This is a genomic window from Nocardia sp. PE-7, assembly GCF_030486425.1.
GTDB classification, from domain to species: domain Bacteria; phylum Actinomycetota; class Actinomycetes; order Mycobacteriales; family Mycobacteriaceae; genus Nocardia; species Nocardia salmonicida_A.
This window is the reverse complement of the sequence record NZ_CP129614.1, coordinates 195,809-207,513: the sequence shown is the minus strand read 5'-3', so window position 1 is coordinate 207,513 and position 11,705 is coordinate 195,809. Positions and strand designations below refer to the sequence as shown.

The window sequence follows — 11,705 nt, the reverse complement described above, 5'->3', positions numbered from 1 at the left end:
CAAAAGGGGCCGACCAGGTTTATCCTGTCCGACCCCTCTTGGGAGGTGTTGGTGCGACGCGTCTTACGGTCGACGCGCGTCAGGGACGACTGAGCGCATCCACATTGGCGTTCTCGCCGAGCAGCTTCGACTCGGCCTTGCCCGAGAGCATCCCCTCGAGCACGTTCTTGCCGATCGCGGCCTCCGGCGGCAGTTCGATCGGGTAGTCGCCGGTGAAGCAGGCGGTGCACAGGCGCGAGCGCGGCTGTTCGGTGGCGGCGATCATGCCCTCGGTGGAGACGTAGCCGAGGGTGTCGGCGCCGATGGACCGGCGCACGTTCTCGACCATGTCGGCGTAGCTGTCGTCGGCGCCGGTGCCGTTGGCGATCAGCTCCGCGCGCGAGGCGAAGTCGATGCCGTAGAAGCAGGGCCACTTCACCGGCGGCGACGCGATGCGCACGTGGATCTCAAGCGCACCGGCCTCGCGCAGCATGCGGATCAGCGCGCGCTGGGTGTTGCCGCGCACGATGGAGTCGTCGACGACGATCAGCCGCTTGCCGCGGATCACTTCCTTCAACGGGTTGAGCTTGAGCCGGATACCCAGCTGACGAATCGTCTGGCTGGGCTGGATGAAGGTGCGGCCCACATAGGCGTTCTTCATCAGGCCCTGGCCGTAGGGAATGCCGGAGCCCTGGGCGTAACCGACCGCGGCGGGCGTGCCCGACTCGGGCACCGGGATCACCAGATCGGCGTCGACCGGATGCTCCTTGGCCAGCTTGCGGCCGATCTCCACGCGGGTGGAGTGCACCGAACGACCGGCGATCGTGGTGTCGGGACGGGCCAGGTACACGTACTCGAAGACGCAACCCTTGGGTTCGGGGTTGGCGAAGCGCATCGAGCGCACGCCCTCGGAGTCGATGGCCAGCAGCTCGCCCGGCTCGATCTCACGGACGAACGCGGCGCCGACGATGTCGAGCGCGGCGGTTTCGGACGCGACCACCCAGCCACGATCGAGTCTGCCCAGTACCAACGGGCGCACACCGTGCGGGTCACGCGCGGCGTAGAGGGTGTGCTCGTCCATGAAGGTGAGGCAGAACGCGCCGCGCAATTGCGGCAGCAGCTCCATCGCGGCGGCCTCGATGCTGGAGTCCGCCGAGGCGTGCGCCAGCAGCGCGGTGACGATGTCGGAGTCGGAGGTGGCGCCGGTCATCTGCGGGCGGCCGTCGATCACACCGGTGCCGATCAAGCCGAGTTCGCGTGCGCGACCGGCCAATTCGGCGGTGTTCACCAGGTTGCCGTTGTGGCCGAGCGCCAGGCCGGAGCCGACCGAGGTGGTGCGGAATATCGGCTGCGCGTTCTCCCAGGTGACTCCACCGGTCGTGGAGTAGCGGCAGTGTCCGACGGCGATATGCCCCGGCATGGCCGCGAGGGTCTGCTCGTCGAAGACCTGGGAGACCAGGCCGAGATCCTTGAAGACGAGGATCTGGGAACCATCGGAAACGGCGATTCCGGCCGCCTCCTGCCCGCGATGCTGCAGGGCGTACAGGCCGTAGTAAGTGAGCTTGGCCACGTCTTCGTCGGGAGCCCAGACGCCGAAGACGCCACACTCCTCGCGAGGGTCGTGTTCGATCTCGTCGGGGGTATTGGGCGTGGGGACGATCGTGGGATCGACGTCGGTCACCGTTTGCTCCCTGTTCGGGCGGGCTGGGGGCACTAGTCAGTCTACGGGTGATTCATGGGCAGGTACTACGCGCGCTCGCATCCCGGCAGCAATCCACCGGTCACGAACCCGCCGATAGCCACAATGAGCTGTTACGGTGCGGATCGTGACGACGGACGACAGTGCACACGTTGCAGCCGGTGGAACCGGGTCGGATAGTGAGAACACCAGCGCGAAGCCGAGTGATCCCGAGCAGACGCCCGCAAGCGAAGCGACGTTCGCCACACCGATCCTCGGTCGGCGTCACTGGGCTCGGATCGTGCTCTCGCCGACCGCGGTGCTGACCCTGCTCACCGCGCTGCTCGGGGTGATGTATCTCGGCTATATCGCCGACCCGGAGGAGAATCTGCACGACTTCCCGATCGCGCTGGTCAACTCCGATGTCGGCGACGTCATGGGTTCGGGCGAGCAGACCAAGCAGGTCAATTTCGGCAAGCAGGTCGCGGACGCCCTCGTCGCCGGTATCCCCGCCGACAAGGTAGCCCTGCACGTCGTCGGAAAATCGGAGTCCGAACAGCTGCTTCGCACCGGACAGATCTACGGCGCGATCGTCATCCCCGGCGATTTCAGCAAACGCCTCGGCATTCTCGGTCAGGGCAGCATCGTGCCCGGCGAGATGGAACGGCCGATCATCACCCTGCAGGCCAACCCGCGCATGGGCGCCTACGGCGTTGGGATCATGCAGCGCATCGGCGACCAGGCGCTGACCGAGGTCGACAAACAGGTCGGCCGCCAATTGACCGAGCAGGTACGGGCCACCCTGGCCGAGACGCCGGCGGGCGCACCGCCGCCGCAGGTGTCCGGCGCGGCGATGCTCACCCTCGAGAGTCCGATCGATGTGGTCGAGCAGGACTTCCGTCCGCTACCGAGCGGCACCGGCATCGGGCTGACGGCGTTCTTCTTCTCGCTGCTCCTGCTGCTGGCAGGCATGGTCGGGGCGATGGTGATCCACACGATGGTCGATTCCCAACTCGGTTTCCTCCCCACCGAGTACGGCCCGTGGTCGGTGCACAATCCGCCGACCCCGATCTCACGCTTCCGCACGCTGCTCATCAAGTGGGGGATCTCGGCGCTGGTCGCGGTCATCGCCTCGCTGATGTTCATGCTGGTAGGCAAGGCGGTCGGCATGCCGATCGACAATCCGCTCGCCCTGTTCCTGTTCTCGGTGCTCGCCATGATCGCGGTCGGCTGGACCGCCCTGATGACGCTGGCCGCCCTCGGCACCGCGGGGCTGCTGGTGAACCTGACGCTGTTCGTCATCCTCGGCCTGCCGTCCTCCGGCGGTACCGTCCCGATCGAGGCGACCCCGACCTACCTCGCGTGGCTCGCCGAATTCGAGCCGATGCACCAAGTGTTCCTCGGCGTCCGCTCGATCCTGTACTTCGACGCCGGCTACGCGGCCGGTCTCGACCGCGGCATCTGGATGTCGCTGCTCGGCATCACGATCGCCGTCGTCGCGGGCACGATCGTCACCCGCTACTACGACTCCAAGGGCCTGCACCGCAAGCACACCACCGCCGCTTGAGCCCCGACCCGGTTGCCGCTACCCGGCAGCCGGGTCGGAGTGCGCGGACAGCGGCACGATCGGTAGCCACCCCGCGATCTCCCCCGCCCTGGTCCCCGAGGCCGTCAGCGCACCGGACTCGGCCGCCGCCTCGAACGTCAACAGCCCCGTGGCCAGCAACAACCACGTCCGCGGATCGGTCTCCACCACATTCGGCGGGTTCCCCCTGGTATGCCGAGGCCCCTCGATGCACTGCACGGCGACGAACGGCGGCACCCGAACCTCCACCGAATGCCCCGGCGCACTCCCCGCCAACGCCCGCACCGTCCCCTTCACCGCGGCCCCCAACTCCCGCCGCCCCGGCTCCGGCAACGCCGGATCCCGCAACCACTCCCCCACACCCAACACCGCCGCCCGCACCTGCGCGGGATCGACCACATTCCGTCCAGCCATACCTCGAGACGCTACCGAGGGCCGGTGACAGTCCGGCACCCGAGCATCAGCGACGCCGAACACCTGAGCGGGACCGAGTCCGCCGGCTGACACGGCAACACCGCCGACCGATCGAATGCCCGGCGATGCCGGAACGTGGACCGCGTCGTACATTCGTCCTATGAGTGTCACCGGTCCCCTCGAGCCGACCACGTTGCGATTGCGCAGTGCTGACGGGCTCACCCTGGTCGCCGACAGCTTCGGTGCGGAGAACGGCCCGTTGGTCGTGATGCTGCACGGTGGTGGACAGAATCGGTATTCGTGGAAGCGGACCGGGCGGGCGCTCGCGGCGGCGGGGATGCGGGTGGTCACCGTGGACGCGCGCGGGCACGGTGACAGCGATTGGTCGCCGACCGCCGACTACGGCAGGACCGCGATGGTGGGCGACCTGCACGCCGTCCTCGAACAGCTAGGCGCGACACCGGACGCGGGCGCGGTGGTGGTCGGGGCGAGCATGGGCGGGATCACGGGGCTGCTCGCGACGGCGAAACCGGGCGGCAGCGCGATCCGCGCGCTCGTTCTGGTCGACATCGTGCCCCGCTCGGAATCCGCGGGCGTGAGCCGCGTGATGGACTTCCTCGGCAAGCACCGCGACGGCTTCGACACCCTCGACCAGGTGGCCGACGCCGTCGCCGCCTACCTGCCGCACCGTCCGCGCCCCGACAACGCCGACGGTCTCCTACGCAATCTGCGCGAGCGTGACGGTCGCTGGTACTGGCACTGGGACCCGGACCTGATCAGCGACGTCAACGAAGACCCGGACGCCCGCATCGTCGAGATGGAGGCCGCCGCCGAGGCCCTGACCATCCCGGTCCTGCTGATCCGCGGCGGCAAGTCCGATGTCGTCAGCGACGAGGGCGCCGCGGCCTTCCTCGCTCTCGCACCGCATGCCCGCCTCGCCGAGATCAGCACGGCCGCCCACACCGCGGCGGGCGACGACAACGACGCCTTCACCGAGGCCGTCGCCGGTTTCGTCGCCACGGCCTGAGCCGCGCTAGCGCCTCAGCCCGTCGACCCACCGGGCTGCGGTGGGCGCGAGCGCTCCCCCGGCGTTGATCGCCAGATGCAGGAGCGCGGGTGCGGTGGCACTGCCCGACCGACGGCGAAGTTCGGTGAAGACGAGCCCGGCCAGCGTGGTGGCCGCGACCGTCGGGAGTACCGGGTCTTCCGCGGCTCTCGCCGGTTGGATGTGCCAGAGACCGAAGTCGACGGCGCTCATCGCGCGAGCCGGTGCGCCGACGCTCTCGGCGAGCAAGGGATCGAGCGTTCCCCGGAAGATCGCTTCCTCGGCCAGGACGGTACCGACCGGGATGTGGAGGGCTATCCATTCGAGGGTCGAGGTTTCTGGTGCGCGGACGGCGATTTCGAGCGGGAGACGTCGCAAGGACGGGATAGCCAGGGCAACGCCGTACCCGATGAGGACGATGCCCGCGCTCCCGAGTCCCCACCGGAAACCACTGGGCGACAACCAGTTCGGACTACCACGAAAGAGCTTGGTATATCCCGTCGCGAAGGCCGCGTTCGCGACGGTACGGCCGCGCAACGGCAGATCGAGAGCGGGCAGGACCCGGTTGCTCCACAGCAGCGGAAGGATCAGCGCCGCAGCACTGTCGAGTCGCCTCACTTCACCTCGCGCTCGTAGGTTTCCGCTGATTCCAGTGCGGCACGGATCCTTTCGATGACAGCGCCGTCCACCCCGGGCGGTGCCGCGACGGCCAACCATCCGTCGAGAACCAGGCTCCCGTACCGATGCCCGTGCCCGTCGACGACCCCCTGCGCGTTCGTGAGATCGGCCGTGACCTGCCAGAACGTCACGAAAGGCGCCCACCGCATCTGGGTCGACACATCGGAACCGCGTGGCTCGCTCAACCAATCCGGTTGGGTGAAGATCAGATCGGCCGACCACCACACGATCGGGTCGGAGGGATGTTGCAGGTAGGCGATGCGAGGTTCGCGCCACGGCTCCGCACTGTCGAAATCCGTCGCGTCATCGGCGAAGCGAACCACGAGCCCGTCCGCGTACACCGGCGCCACCTCGGGCGAGCCCGGATCGCGGCGATCGACGAACTGCCGCCACAGCCGATTCGAGTTCGGCGGGCCGACCCACAATGCGCCATCGACCTCCTCGCGCAGTTCGGCCAGCCCGTCGAAGGCCTCCTCCGACCCCTGCGAACCGAGACTCTCCCCGTAGACGAACAGCTTCGGCCGATGCCCTTCCGGCTGCGCCGACCATCGCGCGTACACCGCGTCGAACAGCTCCCGGCTGGCCGAGGCCGCCTTCTCCCGGTCCGACAGGAACGAGAGCACGCTGGGCAGATACGAGAACTGGGTCGCGACGATCGCCGTATCACCGCCGTAGAGGTATTCCACGGCCGCCGCGGCCATCCCGTTGACCCACCCGGTTCCGGTAGTCGTGACCACCACCATCGCCGCACGATCGAAGGCGCGGGTCCGCTCGAGCTCGGCGACGGCCAATTGCGCCGCCGTCTGCCCCTTGGCCATCGACTCCAACCCCACGTACGCCCGAACGGGTTCGCGCGCCGGTTTCCCCGTCACCTCGGTGATCGCGGCCGCGCTCGGACCGTTGGACACGAACCACCGCCCCTCGAACCCCAGCGTCTGCCACGGCGCGAGCGACTCAGGACTCCCCGAACGCTCCGGCGCGACCGGCTGCACCGCGTGCGGCGTGGTCCGGTCGTTGCGCACGCTGAACGCCGAGTTGGCCACTGCGAAGAACGCCTGCGAGGCGACGCCGTTGACGATCGTCACCGTGAGAACGACCAGCACCAGCAACCCGGCGGCCGGCGCCAGTTCTCGCGGCACCCGCACCCACCGATTGAGCTGACGAGCCAGCCCGAGCACCAGCACGCGCACCGTCCGATACGCGGCCACCACGGCCACCCCGACCGCCACGCTGAGCAGCCCGGTGCGCAGATACGCGGGCGTGGTGGTCCCGGCCATCCCCATCAGCGAGGTGATCTCACGCTGCCACCGCGCCGACTGCACCAGCATCACCGCAGCGACCAGCGCACACCCCACCAGCAAGGTCGCCTTGAGCACGTATCGCACCCGATCGGACGGGCTCGGAATCGGAATCCGAGACCGCACCCACCGCCGGAACACCCATTCGAGCACACAGCCGAGCCCGTACCCGATCGCGGCGTTGATCCCGCTGATCAGACCCTGGAACAGCCAGTCGCGCGGTACCAGCGATGGCGTCACCGACAGCCCGAAGAACAGCGTCGCCAGCACCAATCCGACGTAATTCAGATCGACCACGGCCTCCACGCGCCGCACGACAACGCCGCCGCGCGCACGCAGCATCGCAGAAGTCGAAGCGCGCTCGGTCACCGCCTCAGTATGGCCGCCGCTACCGACAATCACCGGATTTGTCACTGCGGAGCCGCTCACAAACTACGTACCGCGCTCGAGTAGTTGTACGCGCGATCGCGAAGCCGCGGCTGAGCACACTGAGAACCATGAGCACTAACACCAAGCCGAAGAACACCTCGGCCTACATGGCCCAGGCCGCGATCGCTTTCGCTGTCAGCCTGTTCGGGACCGGCGCCGGAATCGCCTACCTGCCGTTGGACGGCTGGCAGCGCGCGTTCCTGGCGATGTCGGGCCTGTTCCTGGTGACCAGCTGCTTCACCCTCGCCAAGGTCGTGCGCGACCAGCAGGAGACCCAGTCACTGATCGGCCGGATCGACGAGGCGCGGCTGGAACAGCTGATCGCCGAACACAATCCGTTCAAATCGGTGTCGTGAACCGAGCCACGCGGCGCCGATCGAGGGGTTCGGCGCCCGTGGTCCGTCACTTCAACTGACGCTCGGTGGCCATGGATTCCTCGATGAACGCGCTGATCCGGGCCGCCAATTCCGGTGTGTAGTCAGGCGGTTGGGCCACCGCGGCCCAGGCGTCGGGCAGCAGATTGCCGTAGTTGTGACCGTGTCCGTCCGAAACCGTCTGCGCGCGCGGCAGATCCGCCGCCACCTGCCAGAACGTGACGATCGGGTACCACGACATCGCCGGTGACACATCGGGTCCGCGCTTCTCCCGCAACCAGTCCGGACTGCTGAACAGCAGATCCGGCGACCACCACACCACCGGATCGGAGGCATGCTGCAGGTAGACGATGCGCGGGTCGTTCCAGACCGGCGTCGGCCGGGCGAGCTGATCGGCGCTCGCGGCGAACCGCACCGACATCCCGTCAGCGTAGATCGGGGTGATCTCCTCGGTGCCGGGGTCGCGCCTGACCACGAATTCCGACCACAGCCGGTTGGAGTTGGGCGGCCCCACCCACAACACGCCGTCGGTGCGGTTGCGGATATCGGCCAGACCGGAGAACGCACCCTCCGAGCCTTGCGACCCCAGGCTCTCGCCGTAGACGAGCAGCTTGGGCCTGGCGTCTTCGGGCAGCGCCGACCAGCGGTCGTACACCTTGTCGAACAGCGTGCGCCCCATGGTCATCGACTTGTCCCGGTCGGACAGGAACGACAGCGCGCTGGGCAGATACGAGTACTGGGTCGCCACCAGCGCGGTGTCGCCGTTGAACATCAGCTCGACCGCCTCGGCGCTGGCCGTGTCGACCCAGCCGGTGCCGGTGGTACTGATCACCACGAGCACTTCGCGTTCGAAAGCCTTGGTGCGCTCCAGTTCGGCGACGGCCACATCGGTCTGCGCCTCGACGCCGTCCGCGGATTCCAGGCCCGCGTAGACCCGGATCGGTTCGCGCGCGGGCTTTCCGGTGACCTCACCGATCGCCAGGGCGGTCGGCGCGTTCGCCACGAACCATCGGCCCTCCGACCCCAGCGTTTCCCACTTGGCCAACGACTCGGGACTGCCGGAACGTTCGGGCAGCGTCGGCTGGACCGCGTTCGGCGAGGTATGACTGTTGCGCGCGCTGAACGCCGAGTTGGCCACGGCGAAGAAGCCTTTCGCCAACACACCGTTGAACAACAGCACCGCGGCCACCAGCACGACGATCGCCCCGAGCGGCCGCGCGAACGAAGCCGGAATCCGCACCCACTGGTTCAGCGCTCGCGCCACCGTGCGGACCAGCCGAACCACCAGACGCGAGATCCAGATCAGCAGACCCACCACCACCGCGCCCAGCAACACCGTGCGCGGATACCCGGCGTCGGACACCGGTTCCATGCCCATCAGATCGGTGATCTGGCGCTGCCACTGCGAGGACTTGATGCTCATCAGCACCGCGAAGACCAGGCACGCCACCACGATCGCGCCCTTCACCGCCACCAGCAGCCAGCCGGGCCGCCGGCTCCAGGCCGAGGAAACCTGGGCGGGCCAGGTGATCCGGGGCGCGATCCACTTGCGCCAGATCCAGGACAGCGCGCAGCCGAGCCCGTAGCCGATCGTCGCGTTGATCCCGCTGAGCAGTCCCTGGAAGAACCAGTCACGCGGCAGCAGCGAGGGCGTCAGCGACAGTCCGAAGAACATCGTGGCCACGACCAGGCCGACGTAATTCGGATGAAAAAACCTCTCCACCAGGTGAATTCCCCTGACGAAGAGGTTGTTGTGCGCGGGGTCCTCGCGCGCCGCGGACAGAGAAGTCGAGCCCGTACTCTCAGTGGTCAAGCTCGACTCCTCGTCCGATCGATCAGGCGGTATGCGCTCCGAACAGCTTAGGCAGCGTGCCTTCGAATGCCTCTCGCAATTCGGCGAGTGTCACGGAGAACTGCCCCTGCACCTCGACCGAATCCGAACCCTGGTCCACCACGCCGATGCGCACCCACGGCAGCTGCCGCGCGTCGCACATCTTGGTGAACCGGGTCTCCTCCGAACGTGGCACCGCGACGAGCACGCGCCCCGCCGACTCGGAGAACAGCTGCACGAACGGGTCCGAACCCTCGGGAAGCACGATGCGGCAGCCGGTTTCGCCTGCCAGCGCCGCCTCGATGACGGTCTGCGCCAGACCACCCTCGGACAGGTCGTGCGCGGCGGAGATCATGCCGTCGCGCGAACCCGAGGTGAGCACCTCCGAGAGCAACTGCTCACGGGCGAAGTCGACCTGCGGCGGCACGCCACCGAGGTGATCGTGGACCACCTGCGACCAGATCGAGCCGTCCAGCTCGTCGCGGGTCTCGCCGAGCAGGATCAGCGACTCGCCCGGCTCGAGGCCGAGGCCGGTCGGGATGCGGCGGTGCACATCGTCGATCACGCCGAGCACGCCGACCACCGGGGTTGGCAGGATGGCGTCCTTGCCGGTCTGGTTGTAGAAGCTCACGTTGCCGCCGGTCACCGGAATGCCCAGCGCCGCACAACCATCCGCGAGACCGCGCACGGCCTGCTGGAACTGCCACATCACGCCCGGATCCTCCGGCGAACCGAAGTTCAGGCAGTTGGTGACGGCCTTGGGGGTGGCGCCGGTGGTGGCGACATTGCGGAACGCCTCGGCCAGCGCCAGCTGCGCACCGGTGTACGGGTCGAGCTTGGTGTAGCGGCCCGACGCGTCGGTGGCCAGGGCGATGCCGCGGCCGGAGGACTCGTCGATGCGGACGACGCCCGCGTCGGCGTGCTCGGCCAGCACGGTGTTGCCGCGCACGTAGCGGTCGTACTGCTCGGTGATCCACTTGCGGCTGCACAGCTGCGGGCTGGCGATCATCGTGAACAAGGTCTCGCGCAGCTCGTCGCCGGTCTTCGGCCGGGTCAGGGTGGCGGTGGTGTCGGCGATCAGCGCGTCCTGGGTGTCGGGACGCTGCACGGGGCGCTCGTAGACCGGGCCCTCGTGGGCGACGGTGCGCGGCGGCACGTCCACCACGGTCTCGCCGTGCCAGGTGATGACGAGGTGGTCGCCGTCGGTGACCTCACCGATGTCGGTGGCCAGCACGTCCCACTTCTTGCAGACGGCCATGAACGCGTCCACGTTCTCCGGCGTCACGACCGCGCACATGCGCTCCTGCGATTCACTCGACAGGATCTCGGCGGGGGTCATGTTCTTGGCGCGCAGCGGGACCCTGGTCAGGTCGATGTGCATGCCGCCGTCGCCCGCCGCGGCGAGTTCGGACGTGGCACAGGACAGCCCGGCGCCGCCGAGGTCCTGGATGCCGACGACCAGCCCGGCCGCGTACAGGTCGAGACAGCACTCGATGAGCACCTTCTCGGTGAACGGGTCGCCCACCTGTACGGCGGGCAGCTTCTTGCGGCCGGTGCCGGACTCGTCGCCGGAGAAGGAGTCCGAGGCGAGCACGGACACGCCGCCGATGCCGTCGAGGCCGGTGCGCGCACCGAACAGGATGATCCGGTTGCCGTTGCCCGAGGCGAAGGCCAGGTGCAGGTCTTCCACGCGCATCGCGCCCGCGCACAGCGCGTTCACGAGGGGGTTGCCCTGGTAGGAGGCATCGAAGACGGTCTCGCCGCCGACATTGGGCAGGCCGAGCGAGTTGCCGTAACCGCCGACGCCGCGCACCACACCGTCGACCACGCGACGGGTGTCGGGGGCGTCCGCCGCGCCGAAGCGCAGCTGGTCCATCACCGCGATCGGGCGCGCGCCCATGGCCATGATGTCGCGCACGATGCCGCCGACGCCGGTGGCCGCGCCCTGATACGGCTCCACGTAGGAGGGGTGGTTGTGGCTCTCCACCTTGAAGGTGACGGCCCAGCCGTCGCCGATATCGACCACGCCGGCGTTCTCGCCGATCCCGGCCAGCATGGAGGCCTTCATCTCGTCGGTGGTGGTTTCACCGAAGTAGCGAAGGTGCACCTTGGAGGACTTGTAGGAGCAGTGCTCGCTCCACATCACCGAGTACATCGCCAGCTCGGCATCGGTGGGCCGACGGCCCAGAATTTCCTTGATGCGGGCGTACTCGTCGTCTTTGAGACCGAGTTCCTTGTACGGCTGCGGAGCATCCGGGGTGGCTGCGGCGGTAGCGACGGTGTCGACCTGCAGTGTCACGGGAGACCAGGGTCCTTTCGGCCGGGGGGAACTTGATCTGCAGAGTCTAATGGTTGCTGGGTAGCCGCCTGCCGCCCGTACTGCCCTCACGCTGG

Annotated in this window: 9 protein-coding genes; 3 read left to right on the top strand and 6 right to left on the bottom strand. The window is 68.2% G+C overall.

Features of this window, described 5'->3' with window-relative positions:
• Window positions 1-79: 79 nt before the first annotated feature.
• Window positions 80-1,660 (bottom strand): amidophosphoribosyltransferase, encoded by a 1,581-nt coding sequence (gene purF, locus QX204_RS01070; RefSeq protein WP_056818750.1) that lies wholly within the window; start codon window positions 1,658-1,660, stop codon window positions 80-82.
• A 145-nt stretch (window positions 1,661-1,805) separates the two neighbouring features.
• Here purF and QX204_RS01065 point away from each other — a divergent pair, with 145 nt between their 5' ends.
• Window positions 1,806-3,224 (top strand): YhgE/Pip domain-containing protein, encoded by a 1,419-nt coding sequence (locus tag QX204_RS01065; RefSeq protein ID WP_301904773.1) that lies wholly within the window; start codon window positions 1,806-1,808, stop codon window positions 3,222-3,224.
• Window positions 3,225-3,242: 18 nt separating this feature from the next.
• On the opposite strand, the gene QX204_RS01060 is transcribed toward QX204_RS01065, so the two are convergent.
• Window positions 3,243-3,656: a sterol carrier family protein gene (locus tag QX204_RS01060; protein ID WP_301904772.1), complete on the bottom strand. Its 414-nt coding sequence runs from the start codon at window positions 3,654-3,656 to the stop codon at window positions 3,243-3,245.
• A gap of 160 nt (window positions 3,657-3,816) precedes the next feature.
• On the opposite strand from QX204_RS01060, the gene QX204_RS01055 reads away from it, so the two are divergent.
• Entirely contained in the window at window positions 3,817-4,683 is an 867-nt protein-coding gene (locus QX204_RS01055; protein WP_301904771.1) for an alpha/beta fold hydrolase, read from the top strand.
• A 6-nt stretch (window positions 4,684-4,689) separates the two neighbouring features.
• Here QX204_RS01055 and QX204_RS01050 read toward each other — a convergent pair whose 3' ends face one another.
• Window positions 4,690-5,319, bottom strand: a complete 630-nt coding sequence (locus QX204_RS01050) for a CPBP family intramembrane glutamic endopeptidase (protein ID WP_301904770.1) — start codon at window positions 5,317-5,319, stop codon at window positions 4,690-4,692.
• Window positions 5,316-7,019, bottom strand: coding sequence for an alpha/beta hydrolase (locus tag QX204_RS01045; protein WP_301908217.1), 1,704 nt, complete (start codon window positions 7,017-7,019; stop codon window positions 5,316-5,318). The genes QX204_RS01050 and QX204_RS01045 overlap by 4 nt, the downstream gene beginning before the upstream one ends.
• 155 nt (window positions 7,020-7,174) lie before the next feature.
• Here QX204_RS01045 and QX204_RS01040 point away from each other — a divergent pair, with 155 nt between their 5' ends.
• Complete coding sequence (locus QX204_RS01040; protein ID WP_056818759.1) at window positions 7,175-7,462, top strand: YiaA/YiaB family inner membrane protein; 288 nt, start codon at window positions 7,175-7,177, stop codon at window positions 7,460-7,462.
• A 46-nt stretch (window positions 7,463-7,508) separates the two neighbouring features.
• Here the strand turns inward: QX204_RS01040 and QX204_RS01035 are convergent, their stop codons facing one another.
• Both QX204_RS01035 and purL read right to left on the bottom strand, forming a co-directional pair.
• A complete protein-coding gene (locus QX204_RS01035; protein WP_367620149.1) occupies window positions 7,509-9,293 on the bottom strand; it encodes an alpha/beta hydrolase in 1,785 nt (594 codons plus the stop codon).
• A gap of 22 nt (window positions 9,294-9,315) precedes the next feature.
• The gene (gene purL, locus QX204_RS01030) at window positions 9,316-11,610 is read right to left on the bottom strand and encodes a phosphoribosylformylglycinamidine synthase subunit PurL (protein ID WP_301904769.1); all 2,295 of its coding nucleotides are present in this window, start codon (window positions 11,608-11,610) and stop codon (window positions 9,316-9,318) included.
• Between the last annotated feature and the right edge of the window lie 95 nt (window positions 11,611-11,705).